We start from the raw sequence: 17,527 nt of genomic DNA, 5'->3' as shown, positions 1-17,527 counted from the left end.
GGCAAGCCTCGCTCCTACAGGGGCAAGCGCTGGGAACTTTCCATGTCCGTAGGAGCGAGGCTTGCCCGCGAAGAGGCCCTCAAGGACGAAGCAAAACCTGCAGGCCATAAAAAGCCCCGCTCTTCTTGAGAAGGCGGGGCTTTTGCGTTGCGCTACGCGATCAGAACAGATCGATTGGCGCTGCTTCGTCCGCTGGCAGCGGGCTGCCCGGCGCATTGCCGTTACCCAGCTCATTCACCGACGGAGGCGTGTCCTCGGCCTTGAACAGCTCGAAGTACGCGCCTGGCGTGCCTGGGCTGGCCGCACGGCCGCTGACGGGGTCAACCCGCAAACTGAGAATGCCTTCCGGCTCTGGTTGAGTGTGAGGCGGCTTGTCCTTGAGCGCGGCAGCCATGTAGTTCATCCAGATCGGCAGCGCGACGGTGCCACCGAACTCGCGCTTGCCCAGGCTTTCAGGCTGATCGAACCCGGTCCAGACGGTGGTTACGTAATCGGCGTTGTAGCCGGAGAACCAGGCGTCCTTGGATTCGTTGGTGGTACCGGTCTTGCCCGCAATGTCACTGCGACCCAAGGCCAGTGCGCGGCGGCCGGTGCCGAGTTTGATCACGTCCTCAAGCATGCTGTTGAGGATGTAAGTGGTGCGACCGTCGACGATGCGTTCGGCCACGGCCGGCGTTTGCGGCGCAGCGCCGGGTGCGGCTGGAGCTTCCCCTGGAGTCGCATTGACCGTGATTGCCTGGGCGTCGGTCGGTGCGGCGATGCCGTTGGTCACTGCGGCGCCCTGAGGAACGCTCGGCGGGTTGGCGACGAACAGCGTGTCGCCATTGCGGCTTTCAATCTTGTCGATGATGTACGGGCTGATTTTGTAGCCACCGTTGGCGAAGGTGCTCCAGCCGGTGGCGATTTCCATTGGCGTCAGGGTCGCGGTGCCCAGTGCCAGGGACAGGTTGCGCGGCAGGTCCTGCTTATTGAAGCCGAACTTGCTGATGTAGTCGATGGTGCGATCGATGCCCAGCGCCTGCACCAGACGGATCGACACCAGGTTGCGCGACTTGTACAGCCCTTCACGCAGGCGGATCGGGCCGAGGAAGGTGTTGGTGTCGTTCTTCGGGCGCCAGACCTTGTCCAGGTATTCATCGACGAACACGATCGGCGCATCGTTCACCAGGCTGGCGGCGGTGTAGCCGTTATCCAGCGCGGCGCTGTACACGAAGGGCTTGAAGCTCGAACCCGGCTGCCGCTTGGCCTGCATGGCACGATTGTAGTTGCTCTGCTCAAAGGCGAAACCACCGACCAACGAGCGAATGGCGCCGTTCTGCGGATCAAGGGACACCAGCGCGCCTTGCGCTTGCGGGATCTGGCTGAACTTCAGCGAATTGTCCGGTTGGCGCTGCACGCGAATCAGGTCGCCGACCTGAGCCACGTCCGACGGCTGCTTCGGATTGGCGCCCATGCTGTTGGTGTTCAGGAACGGGCGCGCCCATTTCATGCTGTCCCAGCCGACGTGTTCTTCGCCGGTGCGGGTCAATACTTGCAGGCCAGTCTTGTCGACCTGAGTGACGATGGCGGGCTCAAGGCTGCTGATGGTCCGCTGTTTGGTCAGTTCGGTGGCCCAGGCCTCGCGAGTCTTGCCCGGCAGGCGCGACTCGGGACCGCGATAGCCGTGACGCTGATCGTAGGTCATCAAGCCTTCGTGCAGCGCGGTGTTGGCCATTTCCTGGAGATTGCTCGGCACCGTCGTGGTCACGCGAAAACCTTCGGTGTACGCATCGCTGCCATAGCGGCCGACCATTTCGGCACGGGCCATTTCAGCAATGTACGGCGCGTTCACTTCCGGCGTCGGCACGTGGTAGCTGGCGTTCAGCGGTTCGTTGATCGCAGTGGTGTAGTCGGCTTCGGTGATTTTGCCGAGCTTGTACATGCGCCCCAGGATCCAGTCGCGACGTTCCTTGCTGCGGGCCGGATTGGCCAGCGGGTTGAAGCGCGAAGGGGCTTTTGGCAGGCCGGCGATCATCGCCATCTGCGCCAGGCTGACATCACGAATCGATTTGCCGTAGTAAACCTGCGCGGCGGCTTCGATGCCATAGGCGCGGTTACCCAGGTAGATCTTGTTGACGTACAGCTCCAGGATTTCGTCCTTGGTCAGCTGCCGTTCGATCTGCAGGGCTAGGAGGATTTCGGTGGTTTTGCGCGAGAAGCTGCGTTCGCTGGTCAGGAAGAAGTTCTTCGCCACCTGCATGGTGATGGTGCTGCCGCCGGACTGGATGTGTCCGCTTTTTACCAACTGGGTTGCAGCGCGCATCAAGCTGCTGGGATCGACGCCGTAGTGGTTGGCGAAATTATCGTCTTCAGCACTTAGTAACGCATTGATGAAATTGGGGGGAATGTCGGCGAAACGGATTGGTGTGCGGCGCATCTCGCCAAATTCTGCGATCAACTTGTTGTCGCTGCTGTATACCCGCAATGGAATCTGCAACTGGATGCTTCGCAGAGCCTCCACAGATGGCAATCCCGGACTAAGGTAAAGAAACGCGCCGCTCAGACCAAGGAGCAGTCCGCAGAAAACGGCGACGATGGACCAACCGAAAAATTTCAGCAGACGAATCAAGGCTTTGGGATATCCAGGGCAAAGAATGAATTGGGCAACAGGGTTCAGATAACAGGGAACGACCCGCGCTTGCAGTAAAAACCGGAAAAAATCGCTGGGCATTATAAGCATTTTTCCGTCGAGGGCGTCATTTGCGCTGCTGTCAAGACGGGTGGTTTGAACGCAATGGGTATTACAGAGTCCGTAAGACACGGATAGTCATAGGGAATTGGTAGTGCTAGGACTCTTCAATAAAAAAGCCAATACGCTTCTGGGCATCGACATCAGCTCCACGTCGGTGAAGTTGCTTGAGCTAAGTCGCCAGGGTGAGCGTTATCGGGTCGAGGCCTATGCGGTCGAGCCCTTGCCTACCAACGCAGTGGTCGAAAAAAATATCGCCGAGCTCGAAGGCGTGGGCCAGGCACTCGCGCGCGTGCTGCTCAAAGCCAAAACCAACCTCAGGAATGTCGCCGTGGCCGTCGCCGGTTCGGCAGTCATCACCAAAACCATCGAGATGGACGCAGGTCTTTCCGACGACGAGATGGAAAACCAGCTGAAGATCGAGGCCGATCAGTACATCCCCTATCCATTGGATGAAGTCGCCATCGACTTCGAAGTCCAGGGCGTGTCGGTGCGCAACCCCGAACGGGTCAATGTGCTGCTGGCGGCCTGTCGCAAGGAAAACGTGGAGGTGCGTGAAGCCGCCCTGGCGCTGGCCGGCCTGACGGCGCGAGTGGTGGATGTCGAGGCCTATGCGCTTGAGCGGTCGTTCTCCTTGCTGGCGGGGCAACTCGCGGTCTCTCAGGAGGGGCTGACCGTGGCGGTGGTCGACATCGGCGCGACCATGACCACCCTGAGCGTGCTGTACAACGGGCGGATCATCTACACCCGGGAACAATTGTTCGGTGGTCGTCAGCTCACGGAGGAAATCCAGCGTCGTTATGGCCTGACCGTCGAACAGGCGGGGCTGGCGAAGAAGCAGGGCGGGTTGCCGGATGACTACGTCAGCGAAGTCTTGCAACCGTTTCGCGATGCGCTGGTGCAGCAGGTTTTCCGGTCGTTGCAGTTCTTCTTCGCATCCGGTCAGTACAACGCGGTCGATCACATCCTGCTGGCTGGCGGTACCGCGTCGGTCCCGGGGCTTGATCGCCTGATCGAGCAGCGGTTGGGCACGCCAACCCAGGTGGCCAATCCGTTCTCCGACATGGCATTGAGCAGTAAGGTCAACGCCGGGGCCCTGGCGAGCGATGCGCCAGCACTGATGATCGCTTGCGGGCTCGCCCTCAGGAGTTTCGACTGATGGCACGGATCAATCTTTTACCCTGGCGCGAAGAGCTGCGTGAAGAGCGCCGCAAGCGCTTTTTGCTGGCACTGGTCGGCGTATTGGTGTGCTCGGTGGGCGCGATTTTTATCGCGGACCAGGTCATCAGCAGCGCCATTGACCGACAAGTGGCCCGTAACGAATACATCGGCAAACAGATTGCCGTGGTCGACGAGCGTATCAAGCAGATCAGCGACCTGAAGTCCCGTCGCCAGCAGCTCGTCGAGCGCATGCGCATCATTCAGGACCTGCAAGGTAACCGTCCGATCAGTGGACGGATTTTCGACCAGTTGGCGCGTACCCTGCCTGACGGGGTGTATTTCACCGAAGTGAAAATGGCCGGAAAAACCCTGTCCATTACCGGTGCAGCGGAATCGAACAATCGTGTTTCGGACCTGATGCGCAATCTGGATGCGTCCGACTGGTTCGATGCGCCGAGTCTCACGGAAGTCAAAGCCACCACCGCCGGTCAGCTGGATCAGGCCAACGTCTTTCAGTTGACCGTCCGTCAGACTCAGCCCGCCGTTGTGGAGGCTGGCAAATGAGCCCCTCGGAATGGTTCGAAAGCCTGCGCAAGATCGACATCAACGATCTGGACACCAACAACATGGGTTCCTGGCCGCCAGCGATCAAGGCCCTGGCGGGCGTCTTGCTCATGGTTCTGGTGTTGACCCTCGGCTACACCTTTTACATCAGCGATCAGGAAGATCACCTCGGACTCAAGCGTGAAGAGGAGTCGACCCTCAAGGAGCAATTCGCGAACAAGGCGCACATGGCGGCAAACCTGGAGCTGTATACCCAGCAGATGAAAGAGATGGAGAACTCTTTTGGCGTGTTGCTGCGGCAATTGCCCAGCGATACCGAGGTGCCCGGGCTGCTGGAGGACATCACCCGCACCGGCCTCGGTAGCGGGCTGGAGTTCGAAGAGATCAAGCTGTTGCCGGAGGTTGCCCAGCAGTTCTACATCGAACTGCCGATCCAGATCACCGTGACGGGTGCCTATCACGACCTGGCGACGTTCGTCAGTGGCGTGGCCGGGTTGCCGCGGATCGTTACGCTGCATGATTTCGACCTTGCGCCAGCCGACCCCGAGGGCGGGCCGAAACTACGCATGAGCATCCTTGCCAAGACCTATCGCTACAACGACAAGGGGTTGCAGAAATGAACCCGATTCGTTGCGTGTCGATGGTTGTGTTGCTCGCCGGCCTGGCCGGTTGCGGCAACGGCAATGACGTCGGCGACCTCGACGCCTTCATGAATGAAGTCCGTCTGCGGCCGCCGGGCAAAATTGAACCAACGCCGACATTCCGGTCTTACCCAACGTTCACCTATAACGCTGCCAACCTGCGCAGCCCGTTTTCTCGGCAGGTCAGGGTCGATCTGGCGGGGCAGAAGCGCGGCTCGCGCAACGTCAAACCCGACCCCAACCGGGCCAGGCAATACCTCGAAGGTTTCAACATCGAGCAGTTTGAAATGGTCGGCACGATCTCCAATGCCACCGGCTCCTTTGCGCTGTTGCGCGGGGCAGGCGGGGTGCATCGGCTGAAAGTCGGCGATTACCTGGGGCGTAACGATGGACGGATCGTCGCCATCAGCGGCTCGCAAGTCGATGTGGTCGAAATCGTTCCCGACGGCGAAGGCGCCTGGCTGGAACGGCCACGAACCATCCCTTTGAAAGAGCACTCATAGTGGAACTCGAATAATGAACAGGATTTTCTCAACCCTCGGTATCTCGCTATGGATAGCGTTGCTGTCGCCGATGGTACAAGCGGCCAACCTCAAAGCGCTGGATGTTGCTGCGCTGCCGGGTGATCGTGTCGAGTTGAAGTTGTCTTTCGATGGCCCGCCCCCACAACCTCACGGTTATACGACCGAGTCGCCGGCACGAATCGCGCTGGATCTGCCCGGGGTGGTCAATCAGCTTTCGAGCAAGAGTCGTGAGCTGGGTGGTGGCAATGCCCGAAGCGCGACGGTGGTGGAAGCCAAGGACCGGACGCGGCTAATCATCAATCTGACCCAGTTGACCCCGTACAGCGCCCGTGTCGACGGCAACAACCTGATTGTGGTGGTCGGGCAAGGCGCCAATAACAAAACGCCTCGGCCGACTACCCGCGCGCCTCGCGCCGCGACTGCAATGCCCGCCCCGACGAAAGCCTATGCGCCCGTGGGCAAAGCCATTCGCGGTGTGGATTTCCAGCGCGGTACGCAGGGTGAAGGCAATGTAGTGATTGATCTGTCGGATCCGTCCATCGCCCCGGACATCCAGGAGCGCGACGGAAAGATCATCCTGGGATTCGCCAAAACCCAATTGCCAGAACCGTTGCGCGTGCGCCTGGACGTCAAGGATTTCGCCACCCCGGTGCAGTTCGTCAATGCCAGCGCCACGGGGGATCGGGCCACGATCAGTATCGAGCCTAGTGGAGCCTTCGATTATTCGACCTACCAGACCGACAACAAGCTGACGGTCAGCATTCGGCCAATGACCGTCGACGACCTGCAAAAGCGCAACGCCGAACGTTTTGCCTATACCGGTGAAAAACTCTCGCTGAATTTCCAGGACATCGATGTGCGTTCGGTGCTGCAACTGATCGCTGATTTCACCAACCTCAATCTGGTGGCCAGCGACACGGTGCAGGGCGGCATCACCTTGCGTTTGCAGAACGTGCCGTGGGACCAGGCGCTGGACCTGGTGCTGAAAACCAAAGGCCTGGACAAGCGCAAGATCGGTAACGTCCTGCTGGTGGCGCCGGCCGATGAAATCGCCGCGCGTGAACGTCAGGAACTGGAATCGCAGAAGCAGATTTCCGAGCTCGCGCCTTTGCGTCGCGAATTGCTGCAGGTCAACTACGCCAAGGCCGCCGACATCGCCAAGCTGTTCACGTCGGTGACCAGTGCCGAAGCGAAAATCGACGAGCGGGGTTCGATCACGGTTGATGAACGGACCAACAACATCATTGCCTACCAGACCCAGGACCGACTCGACGAACTTCGTCGCATCGTCGCGCAACTAGATATCCCGGTGCGTCAGGTGATGATCGAGGCTCGAATCGTCGAAGCCAACGTCGACTACGACAAAAGCCTCGGCGTGCGCTGGGGCGGTTCGGTGCAGAACAAGGGCAACTGGAACACATCCGGCGTCAGCAATGGCTCGTCGACCACTATTGGTACTCCGGGCAGCACCAGCACCAACTCGCCGTTTGTCGACCTGGGCGCTGCGGGCAACACCTCGGGGATCGGCATCGCCTTCATCACCGATAACGTGTTGCTGGACCTGGAGCTGACCGCAATGGAGAAGACCGGTAACGGCGAAATCGTCTCACAACCCAAGGTGGTCACGTCCGACAAGGAGACCGCGAAAATTCTCAAGGGCACCGAGATTCCCTATCAGGAAGCCAGTTCCAGCGGTGCCACGTCGGTGTCGTTCAAGGAAGCGTCGCTGTCCCTTGAGGTCACGCCGCAGATCACCCCGGACAACCGGATCATCATGGAGGTCAAGGTGACCAAGGATGAGCCGGACTACCTGAACAAGGTCCAGGATGTACCCCCGATCAAGAAAAACGAGGTCAATGCCAAGGTCCTGGTCAATGATGGCGAGACCATCGTGATTGGTGGGGTTTTCTCAAATACTCAGAGCAAGGTTGTAGATAAGGTGCCATTTCTCGGTGATGTGCCGTATCTTGGCCGCCTTTTCCGGCGTGATGTGGTTTCGGAGAAAAAATCCGAGCTGCTGGTATTTCTCACTCCGCGTATCATGAATAACCAGGCGATTGCTGTGAGTCATTGATTCTGTGCGAAATTTGATTCTTGTTGGACCGATGGGGGCTGGAAAAAGCACCATCGGCCGGTTGCTGGCCAAAGAGCTGCGCCTGCCGTTCAAAGATTCCGATAAGGAAATTGAATTGCGCACGGGCGCCAATATCCCGTGGATTTTCGATAAAGAAGGCGAACCGGGCTTTCGTGACCGCGAGCAGGCGATGATTGCCGAGCTGTGCGGCTGCGATGGCGTGGTGTTGGCGACCGGTGGCGGCGCGGTGATGCGCGAAGCCAATCGTCGGGCGTTGCACGCCGGCGGTCGGGTGGTCTATCTGCATGCCTCTGTCGAGCAGCAGGTCGGCCGCACGTCCCGCGATCGCAATCGCCCCTTGTTGCGCACCGCTGATCCGGCCAAGACCCTGCGGGATCTGCTGGCGATCCGCGACCCGCTGTATCGGGAAATCGCTGACCTGGTGGTTGAAACCGATGAGCGGCCGCCGCGAATGGTCGTGCTCGATATTCTCGAACGCTTGCAGCAACTACCTCCCCGTTAAAGCGAGGCGCGAAATGCGCTATCCTCGGCGTCCTGTCACGACTGCTCATGGTTGTGGCGGATGGCTACCGAACGGCGTCACACCAGCAGACGCCGTGGACATTCGTTAATTCAAGGCAGGACGCCTGATTCCATCTTCACTGTGGGGACACATGCAGACACTCAAGGTCGATCTAGGCGAGCGCAGCTACCCGATTCATATTGGCGAAGGTTTGTTGGATCAGCCGGAACTGCTGGTACCGCACATCCGCGGACGGCAAGTGGCGATCATCTCAAACGAGACCGTTGCGCCGCTCTATCTCGAACGTCTGACCCGCAGCCTCGCGCAGTTCTCGGTGATTTCCGTGGTGCTGCCCGACGGCGAAGCCTTCAAGACCTGGGAAACCCTGCAACTGATTTTCGACGGCCTGCTGACTGCACGCCACGACCGCCGTACCACGGTGATCGCCCTCGGTGGCGGTGTGATTGGTGACATGGCCGGTTTCGCGGCTGCCTGCTATCAGCGCGGTGTCGATTTCATCCAGGTCCCGACCACGTTGCTGTCGCAAGTCGACTCCTCGGTGGGCGGCAAGACCGGGATCAACCATCCGCTGGGCAAGAACATGGTCGGCGCGTTTTATCAGCCGAACGTCGTGCTGATCGATACCGCGACCCTCAACACCCTGCCGGCCCGCGAACTCTCTGCGGGGCTGGCGGAAGTCATCAAGTACGGGCTGATCTGCGACGAGCCATTCCTGACCTGGCTCGAAGAAAACGTCGATCGCCTGCGCGCCCTGGACCAGGTCGCCCTGACGTATGCCATCGAGCGTTCCTGCGCCGCAAAGGCTGAAGTGGTCGGTGCCGACGAGAAGGAAACCGGTGTTCGTGCCACGTTGAACCTGGGCCACACCTTCGGCCACGCTATCGAAACCCATATGGGCTATGGTGTCTGGCTTCATGGTGAAGCCGTCGCTGCTGGCACCGTAATGGCTTTGGAAATGTCCGCGCGATTGGGCTGGATCAGCGAGCAAGAACGCGATCGCGGTATTCGCCTGTTTCAGCGTGCCGGCCTGCCGGTCATCCCGCCTGAAGAGATGACTGAAGCCGATTTTCTAGAACACATGGCAATTGACAAGAAAGTGATCGACGGTCGTTTACGCCTGGTGCTGCTGCGCCACATGGGCGAAGCGGTGGTGACCGACGATTATCCGAAAGAAGTTTTACAGGCCACGCTGGGAGCGGATTACCGCGCCCTGGCTCAGCTTAAAGGTTAATAAGATCCCGATGACTAGTTTGCATGCCGACGAGGCTTTCCTCGGCCATTACCAGTTGAGTCATGACCCTTTTGCTCCACGGGTGCCTGGCTTCAAATTCTTCCCGGCCCAGCGCAAACCGGTGCTGGGGCAGCTGCATCATCTGGCGCGCTATAGCCAGTTGCTGCTGGTGGTCACCGGCCCGCAGGGCAGCGGCAAGACCCTGTTGCGCCAGGCCCTGGTGGCCAGCACCAACAAGCAATCGGTGCAAAGCGTGGTGGTTTCCGCCCGTGGCGCTGGCGATGCGGCCGGCGTGCTGCATCAGGTGGCCCAGGCGCTGAACGTTGCCCAGGCGGAGGTCAATGCGATTCTGTCGCAGGTCGTGCAGCTGGCGCTGACCGGGCAGGAAGTCTATTTGCTGGTCGATGACGCCGAGCAGCTCGACGAATCCGCGCTGGAGGCCTTGCTGGCCCTGGCCGCTGGTGCGCCGGAAGGTCGTCCGCATGTGTTCCTGTTCGGTGAGTCGTCGCTGATTGCGCAACTGGACGCGCTGAGCCTCGAGGAAGAACGCTTCCACGTCATCGAGTTGCAGCCTTACACCGAAGAAGAAACCCGCGAATACCTGGACCAGCGGCTCGAAGGCGCCGGCCGGGGTATCGAACTTTTTACCGCAGATCAGATCTCTGATATTCACGAAAGCTCCGACGGCTGGCCTGGCAACATCAACCAGGTTGCCCGCGATGCAATGATCGAAGCCATGATTGCCAGCCGCTCAGCGGTCAAGCGTCCAAGTATGGGGTTCAACATGCCGAAGAAACACGTATTGGCGATTTCCGCCGTCGTCGTGGTCGCGGTAGCCGCCGCCTGGTTGATGCCGGGCCGCAGCAAAGCACCGACCACCGGCGCGCCGGCCAACGAACAGGCGCAACTGCCGCTCGGCCAGGGCACGCCACAACCTAATAGCGGCGGGGCACCTTCCGTCGAATTCGCCGGTAATTCGCAGCCGATGCCATTGCCGCTGGTCGGCAACTCGCAACCGGTCATGCGTGGTCCGCTGGCCGAAGCCGCCGGTGGCATCACCGAAGGCGACGACGGCGTGCCGGTCGAAGGTTCCAGCGCTACACCGCCAACCGTGACCACCACTGCGCCACCGGCGGGCATCCAGCCTGGCCCTGCGCCGACGCCTGCCGCCAAACCGGTGCCTGCGCCGACTCAGGTTGCGACCGCCAAGCCAGTCCCGACTGCGCCAGCCGTGAAGCCGGCCCCAGCGCCAGCCAAGCCAGCCGCCGTGGCCACCGCCAAGCCTGTCGAGAAGCCAGCCGCCGCTCCTGCGAAAGGCGCTGGTGGCACCTGGTACGCCGGGCAGCCTACCAGCAACTACGTGGTGCAGATCCTCGGCACCAGCTCCGAGGCGACTGCGCAAAACTTCGTGAAAGAGCAGGGCGGCGAGTACCGTTACTTCAAGAAAGTCCTCAACGGCAAGCCGCTTTACGTCATCACCTACGGTAACTTCGCCAACCGCGATGCAGCCCTGACCGCCATCAAGGCCTTGCCAGCGAAGGTTCAGGCTGGTAAACCTTGGCCTCGCACTGTCGCCAGCGTCCAACAGGAACTGGCAACAACTCGCTGAAGATTCGGCGGCCTTACCCAGGCCGCCTCTCCAAGCACCTCAAAATTTCTACAAGTGCATGCCGCCTCTACAGGCCGCGTGCCTTGTGGTGTCTGCGTCACAGTAGTCTTTGAGTCGTTGCGGTCAAAATTAAAAAAGTTTTGACTAGCACAGCAGATCGCTTTAAACCTTTCACAAATGCGACATAGATTTGCGACAGTTCGTCGTCAAATTTGTGAGCCTCTGTGTCGCTGTGTACAATGACCACCCTTTTGCCCCCGCTAAAGCCGGCGAACGTTCGGCGCGGAACGCAAGTGGTTGAATTGAAAAGAAATTTGCCTCGAAAAGAGGCAGCCTGGTGAGAAAGTGTCTATGAAAGCAGGTCTGTACCAACCAGATGAATTCAAGGATAACTGCGGTTTCGGCCTGATAGCCCATATGCAGGGCGAGCCCAGTCATACCCTTTTGCAAACGGCCATCGAGGCCCTGACCTGCATGACCCACCGCGGTGGGATCAACGCCGACGGCAAGACCGGTGACGGTTGCGGTCTGCTGATTCAAAAGCCGGACGTGTTCCTGCGAGCCATCGCCCAGGAAACCTTCGGCGTCGAACTGCCCAAGCAATATGCCGTGGGCATGGTCTTCTTCAACCAGGACCCGGTCAAAGCCGAAGCCGCTCGCGAGAACATGAACCGCGAGATTCTGGCCGCCGGCCTGCAGCTTATCGGCTGGCGCAAAGTGCCGATCGATACCAGCGTCCTCGGCCGTCTGGCCCTGGAGCGCCTGCCGCAGATCGAACAGGTGTACATCGGCGGTGAAGGCCTGAGCGACCAGGACATGGCGATCAAGCTGTTCACCTCCCGTCGTCGCTCGTCCGTGGCCAACGCTGCCGATGCCGATCACTACATCTGCAGCTTTTCGCACAAGACCATCATTTATAAAGGCCTGATGATGCCGGCGGATTTGACCGCCTTCTATCCAGACCTCAGCGATCAGCGCCTGCAAACCTCGATTTGCGTGTTCCACCAGCGCTTCTCGACCAACACCCTGCCGAAATGGCCGTTGGCGCAGCCGTTCCGCTTCCTCGCCCACAACGGCGAGATCAACACCATCACCGGCAACCGTAACTGGGCCGTGGCCCGTCGCACCAAGTTCACCAACGATCTGATGGACCTGGAAGAGCTCGGCCCGCTGGTCAACCGTGTCGGTTCCGACTCCTCCAGCATGGACAACATGCTCGAGCTAATGGTCACTGGTGGCATCGACCTGTTCCGTGGCGTGCGGATGATCATTCCGCCTGCGTGGCAGAACGTCGAAACCATGGACCCGGATCTGCGGGCGTTCTACGAATACAACTCGATGCACATGGAACCGTGGGACGGCCCGGCCGGCGTGGTAATGACCGATGGTCGTTACGCGGTGTGCCTGCTCGACCGTAACGGTCTGCGTCCGGCGCGTTGGGTCACCACCAAGAACGGTTTCATCACCCTGGCCTCGGAAATCGGCGTCTGGAACTACCAGCCTGAAGACGTGATCGCCAAGGGACGTGTGGGCCCGGGCCAGATCTTCGCCGTGGACACCGAAACCGGTCAGATCCTCGACACCGACGCCATCGACAACCGCTTGAAGTCCCGTCATCCGTACAAGCAATGGCTGCGCAAGAATGCCCTGCGCATCCAGGCGACCATGGAAGACAACGACCACGGTTCGGCTTTCTACGATGTCGACCAGCTCAAGCAATACATGAAGATGTACCAGGTCACGTTCGAAGAGCGCGACCAGGTATTGCGTCCGCTCGGCGAGCAGGGCTACGAAGCCGTCGGCTCGATGGGCGACGATACGCCAATGGCCGTGCTGTCCCAGCGCGTGCGCACGCCATACGACTATTTCCGCCAGCAGTTCGCGCAGGTCACCAACCCGCCGATCGACCCGTTGCGTGAAGCCATCGTCATGTCGCTGGAGATCTGCCTCGGTGCCGAGCGCAACATCTTCCAGGAGTCGCCGGAACACGCCTCGCGCGTGATCCTCAGCTCGCCGGTCATTTCGCCGGCCAAGTGGCGTTCGCTGATGAACCTGGATCGTCCGGGCTTCGAGCGCGCGATCATCGACCTCAACTACGACGAAAGCGTCGGCCTCGAAGCGGCCATCCGCAACGTCGCCGATCAGGCTGAAGAAGCCGTGCGCTCCGGCCGCACCCAGGTCGTGCTGAGTGACCGCCACATTGCCCCGGGCAAGTTGCCGATCCACGCTTCGCTCGCCACCGGCGCGGTGCACCACCGCCTGACCGAGAAAGGCCTGCGTTGCGACTCCAACATCCTCGTGGAAACCGCCACCGCTCGTGACCCGCATCACTTTGCGGTGTTGATCGGTTTCGGCGCCTCGGCGGTCTATCCGTTCCTGGCCTACGAAGTGCTGGGCGACCTGATCCGTACCGGTGAAGTGCTGGGCGACCTTTATGAGGTGTTCAAGAACTACCGCAAAGGCATCACCAAAGGTCTGTTGAAGATCCTGTCGAAGATGGGTATCTCGACCATTACCTCGTACCGCGGTGCGCAGTTGTTCGAAGCCATCGGCCTGTCTGAAGAAGTCTGTGAGCTGAGCTTCCGTGGCGTACCGAGCCGCATCAAGGGTGCGCGTTTCGTCGACATCGAAGCCGAGCAGAAAGCCCTGGCGGCCGAAGCCTGGAGCCCGCGCAAGCCGATCCAGCAGGGCGGTCTGCTGAAGTTCGTCCACGGTGGCGAATATCACGCGTACAACCCGGACGTGGTCAATACCCTGCAAGCCGCTGTGCAGCAGGGCGACTACAGCAAGTTCAAGGAATACACGGCGCTGGTGGATAACCGTCCGGTGTCGATGATCCGCGATCTGTTCAAGGTGAAGACCCTGGACACGCCGCTGGACATCAGCGAGATCGAACCGCTGGAATCGGTGCTCAAGCGCTTCGACTCTGCGGGCATCTCGTTGGGCGCATTGTCGCCAGAAGCCCACGAAGCCCTGGCCGAAGCCATGAACCGCCTCGGTGCGCGTTCCAACTCCGGCGAAGGCGGCGAAGACCCGGCGCGTTACGGCACCATCAAAAGCTCGAAAATCAAGCAAGTCGCGACTGGCCGTTTCGGTGTAACCCCGGAATACCTGGTCAACGCTGAAGTGCTGCAGATCAAAGTCGCTCAGGGCGCCAAGCCCGGTGAAGGGGGGCAGCTGCCAGGTGGCAAGGTCAACGGTCTGATCGCCAAGCTGCGTTACGCAGTGCCGGGCGTGACCCTGATTTCGCCTCCGCCGCACCACGACATCTATTCGATCGAAGACTTGTCGCAGTTGATTTTCGACCTGAAACAAGTCAACCCGAAGGCCCTGGTCTCGGTGAAGCTCGTTGCAGAAGCGGGCGTCGGCACCATCGCCGCCGGTGTGGCCAAGGCCTACGCGGACTTGATCACTATCTCCGGCTACGACGGCGGCACCGGTGCATCGCCGCTGACGTCGATCAAATACGCCGGTGCTCCGTGGGAGCTCGGCCTGGCCGAAACCCACCAGACCCTGCGTGGTAACGACCTGCGCGGCAAAGTCAGGGTACAGACCGACGGCGGCCTGAAAACCGGCCTCGACGTGATCAAGGCAGCGATCCTCGGCGCTGAAAGCTTCGGCTTCGGCACCGCGCCAATGATCGCGTTGGGCTGCAAATACCTGCGCATCTGCCACCTGAACAACTGCGCCACCGGCGTCGCCACTCAGAACGAGAAGCTGCGCAAGGATCACTACATCGGGACCGTTGACATGGTGGTGAATTTCTTCACCTACGTCGCCGAAGAAACCCGCGAGTGGCTGGCCAAGCTGGGCGTGCGCTCCCTCGAAGAGCTGATCGGTCGTACCGATCTGCTGGATATCCTCGAAGGCCAGACCGCCAAGCAGCAACACCTGGACCTGACCCCGTTGCTCGGCAGCGATCACATCCCGGCAGACAAGCCCCAATTCTGCCAGGTCGACCGCAACCCGCCGTTCGACAAGGGCCTGCTGGCCGAGAAAATGGTCGACATGGCCACCTCGGCCATCAACGACATGAGCGGCGCTGATTTCGCCCTGGATATCTGCAACTGCGACCGTTCGATCGGCGCGCGGATCTCCGGTGAAATCGCCCGCAAACACGGCAACCAAGGCATGGCGAACGCGCCGATCACCTTCCGCTTCAAAGGGACGGCCGGTCAGAGCTTCGGCGTGTGGAACGCCGGCGGCCTGAACATGTACCTGGAAGGCGACGCCAACGACTACGTCGGCAAAGGCATGACTGGCGGCAAGCTGGTTATCGTTCCGCCGAAGGGCAGCGTCTACAAGACTCAGGACAGTGCCATCATCGGCAACACCTGCCTGTACGGCGCCACGGGCGGCAAGTTGTTTGCCGCCGGCACTGCGGGCGAGCGGTTTGCCGTGCGTAACTCCGGTGCTCACACCGTGGTTGAAGGCACGGGCGATCACTGCTGCGAGTACATGACCGGTGGTTTCGTCTGCGTCCTGGGCAAGACCGGCTACAACTTCGGCTCAGGCATGACCGGTGGTTTCGCCTACGTGCTCGACCAGGACAACAGCTTCGTTGACCGGGTCAACCACGAACTGGTGGAAATCCAGCGGATCAGCGGTGAGGCGATGGAAGCCTATCGCAGCCACCTGCAACGCGTGCTGAACGAATACGTCGAGGAAACCGACAGCGAGTGGGGTCGTAACCTCGCTGAAAACCTCGATGACTATTTGCGTCGTTTCTGGCTCGTCAAACCTAAGGCGGCGAGTCTGAAATCTCTGCTCTCAAGTACTCGTGCGAGTCCGCAATAAACGACGCAGCGGCAAGTCGCAAGCTTCAAGCGCCAAGCTTGAAGCTTGCGCGGTGTGGCGGATTAATTTGATTTTCTTGCAGCTTGAAGCTTGTAGCTTGAAGCTGTCGTGTACGAGGTTTTGAAGATGGCCGAACGTCTCAGCAACGACTTCCAATTCATCGATGTCGGGCGCAAAGATCCGAAGAAGAAACTGTTGCGTCAACGCAAGAAAGAGTTCGTGGAAATCTACGAACCCTTCAAACCCCAGCATTCGGCCGATCAGGCCCACCGCTGCCTGGGTTGCGGTAACCCGTATTGCGAATGGAAGTGCCCGGTGCACAACTTCATTCCGAACTGGCTGAAACTGGTGGCCGAGGGCAACATCCTCCAGGCCGCCGAGCTGTCGCACCAGACCAACACCCTGCCGGAAGTCTGCGGTCGGGTGTGCCCGCAGGATCGTCTGTGCGAGGGTGCCTGCACCCTCAACGACGGCTTCGGCGCGGTGACCATCGGTTCGGTCGAGAAGTACATCACCGATACCGCGTTCGCCATGGGCTGGCGCCCGGACATGTCCAAGGTTATACCGACCGGCAAGCGTGTTGCGGTGATCGGTGCAGGCCCGGCAGGTTTGGGTTGTGCCGACGTGCTGGTACGCGGCGGTGTGACCCCGGTGGTGTTCGACAAGAACCCGGAAATCGGCGGTCTGCTGACCTTCGGTATCCCCGAGTTCAAGCTGGAAAAGACCGTGCTGAGCAATCGTCGCGAAGTCTTCACCGGCATGGGTATCGAGTTTCGCCTGAACACCGAAGTGGGCAAGGACGTGACGATCGAGCAACTGCTCGAAGAATACGATGCCGTGTTCATGGGCATGGGCACCTACACCTACATGAAGGGCGGCTTTGCCGGTGAGGATCTGCCGGGCGTGCATGACGCGCTCGACTTCCTGATCGCCAATGTCAACCGCAACCTGGGCTTTGAAAAGTCGCCGGAACATTTCGTCGACATGAAAGGCAAGAAGGTTGTGGTGCTGGGCGGCGGCGACACGGCGATGGACTGCAACCGCACCTCGATTCGCCAGGGTGCCAAGTCGGTGACCTGCGCTTATCGTCGTGACGAAGCGAACATGCCGGGCTCGCGCAAAGAGGTGAAGAACGCCAAGGAAGAAGGGGTGAAATTCCTCTACAACCGCCAGCCGATCGCCATCGTCGGTGAAGACCGCGTCGAAGGCGTGAAGGTGGTCGAGACCCGTCTCGGCGAACCGGACGCCCGTGGCCGTCGCAGCCCCGAGCCGATCCCGGGCTCCGAAGAGATCATCCCGGCCGACGCCGTGGTCATCGCATTTGGTTTCCGTCCGAGCCCGGCGTCGTGGTTCGAGCAGTTCAGCATCCAGACCGACAGCCAGGGCCGCGTGGTGGCCCCGGAACAAGGTCAGTACAAGCACCAGACCAGCAACCCGAAAATCTTCGCCGGTGGCGATATGGTTCGCGGATCTGACCTGGTGGTAACGGCGATCTTCGAAGGCCGTAATGCGGCCGAAGGGATCCTGGATTACTTGGGCGTCTGATCACTTTCCAGAACTGGAATGCGATCAATTGTGGGAGCGAGCCTGCTCGCGAAAGCGGTGGATCAGTCAACAGAGATGTTGAATGTGAAGCCCTCTTCGCGAGCAGGCT

At 60.2% G+C, this 17,527-nt stretch carries 11 protein-coding genes; 10 read left to right on the top strand and 1 reads right to left on the bottom strand.

Going from position 1 to position 17,527, the window contains the following annotated elements; translation table 11 throughout:
• Positions 1-160 precede the first annotated feature (160 nt).
• Positions 161-2,608, bottom strand: coding sequence for a penicillin-binding protein 1A (locus QMX98_RS22760; protein ID WP_282411412.1), 2,448 nt, complete (start codon positions 2,606-2,608; stop codon positions 161-163).
• Positions 2,609-2,822: 214 nt separating this feature from the next.
• Here QMX98_RS22760 and QMX98_RS22755 point away from each other — a divergent pair, with 214 nt between their 5' ends.
• The 10 genes from QMX98_RS22755 (at position 2,823) to QMX98_RS22710 (ending at position 17,418) form a co-directional block, all read left to right on the top strand.
• Positions 2,823-3,887, top strand: a complete 1,065-nt coding sequence (locus tag QMX98_RS22755) for a pilus assembly protein PilM (protein WP_010464432.1) — start codon at positions 2,823-2,825, stop codon at positions 3,885-3,887.
• On the top strand, positions 3,887-4,453 hold the full coding sequence (locus QMX98_RS22750) for a PilN domain-containing protein (RefSeq protein WP_010464430.1): 567 nt from the start codon (positions 3,887-3,889) through the stop codon (positions 4,451-4,453). Before QMX98_RS22755 ends, QMX98_RS22750 begins: the two co-directional genes overlap by 1 nt.
• Positions 4,450-5,073: a type 4a pilus biogenesis protein PilO gene (pilO, locus tag QMX98_RS22745; protein WP_010464427.1), complete on the top strand. Its 624-nt coding sequence runs from the start codon at positions 4,450-4,452 to the stop codon at positions 5,071-5,073. The genes QMX98_RS22750 and pilO overlap by 4 nt, the downstream gene beginning before the upstream one ends.
• Positions 5,070-5,597: a pilus assembly protein PilP gene (locus QMX98_RS22740; RefSeq protein WP_010464425.1), complete on the top strand. Its 528-nt coding sequence runs from the start codon at positions 5,070-5,072 to the stop codon at positions 5,595-5,597. The genes pilO and QMX98_RS22740 overlap by 4 nt, the downstream gene beginning before the upstream one ends.
• 13 nt (positions 5,598-5,610) lie before the next feature.
• On the top strand, positions 5,611-7,692 hold the full coding sequence (gene pilQ / locus QMX98_RS22735) for a type IV pilus secretin PilQ (RefSeq protein WP_042932443.1): 2,082 nt from the start codon (positions 5,611-5,613) through the stop codon (positions 7,690-7,692).
• Positions 7,693-7,696: 4 nt separating this feature from the next.
• Positions 7,697-8,215, top strand: a complete 519-nt coding sequence (gene aroK, locus QMX98_RS22730) for a shikimate kinase AroK (RefSeq protein ID WP_010464421.1) — start codon at positions 7,697-7,699, stop codon at positions 8,213-8,215.
• A gap of 151 nt (positions 8,216-8,366) precedes the next feature.
• A complete protein-coding gene (aroB, locus tag QMX98_RS22725; RefSeq protein WP_077747614.1) occupies positions 8,367-9,467 on the top strand; it encodes a 3-dehydroquinate synthase in 1,101 nt (366 codons plus the stop codon).
• Between the two features lie 10 nt (positions 9,468-9,477).
• Positions 9,478-11,076 (top strand): AAA family ATPase, encoded by a 1,599-nt coding sequence (locus QMX98_RS22720; RefSeq protein WP_077747615.1) that lies wholly within the window; start codon positions 9,478-9,480, stop codon positions 11,074-11,076.
• A 351-nt stretch (positions 11,077-11,427) separates the two neighbouring features.
• A complete protein-coding gene (gene gltB, locus QMX98_RS22715) occupies positions 11,428-15,873 on the top strand; it encodes a glutamate synthase large subunit (RefSeq protein WP_077747616.1) in 4,446 nt (1,481 codons plus the stop codon).
• Positions 15,874-15,999: 126 nt separating this feature from the next.
• On the top strand, positions 16,000-17,418 hold the full coding sequence (locus QMX98_RS22710) for an FAD-dependent oxidoreductase (RefSeq protein ID WP_282411411.1): 1,419 nt from the start codon (positions 16,000-16,002) through the stop codon (positions 17,416-17,418).
• Positions 17,419-17,527 lie beyond the last annotated feature (109 nt).

Source organism: Pseudomonas sp. PS02303 (genome assembly GCF_029959925.1).
In the GTDB taxonomy this organism is placed as follows: Bacteria; Pseudomonadota; Gammaproteobacteria; order Pseudomonadales; family Pseudomonadaceae; genus Aquipseudomonas; species Aquipseudomonas mandelii.
This window is presented reverse-complemented; position numbering and strand designations above follow the sequence as displayed.

Excerpts from the sequence above, each read along its gene's own strand:
- gltB (WP_077747616.1), top strand. The coding sequence starts at position 11,428 with ATGAAAGCAGGTCTGTACCAACCAGATGAATTCAAGGATAACTGCGGT.
- QMX98_RS22740 (WP_010464425.1), top strand. The coding sequence starts at position 5,070 with ATGAACCCGATTCGTTGCGTGTCGATGGTTGTGTTGCTCGCCGGCCTG.
- QMX98_RS22720 (WP_077747615.1), top strand. The coding sequence starts at position 9,478 with ATGACTAGTTTGCATGCCGACGAGGCTTTCCTCGGCCATTACCAGTTG.
- QMX98_RS22710 (WP_282411411.1), top strand. The coding sequence starts at position 16,000 with ATGGCCGAACGTCTCAGCAACGACTTCCAATTCATCGATGTCGGGCGC.
- aroB (WP_077747614.1), top strand. The coding sequence starts at position 8,367 with ATGCAGACACTCAAGGTCGATCTAGGCGAGCGCAGCTACCCGATTCAT.
- pilQ (WP_042932443.1), top strand. The coding sequence starts at position 5,611 with ATGAACAGGATTTTCTCAACCCTCGGTATCTCGCTATGGATAGCGTTG.
- QMX98_RS22750 (WP_010464430.1), top strand. The coding sequence starts at position 3,887 with ATGGCACGGATCAATCTTTTACCCTGGCGCGAAGAGCTGCGTGAAGAG.
- pilO (WP_010464427.1), top strand. The coding sequence starts at position 4,450 with ATGAGCCCCTCGGAATGGTTCGAAAGCCTGCGCAAGATCGACATCAAC.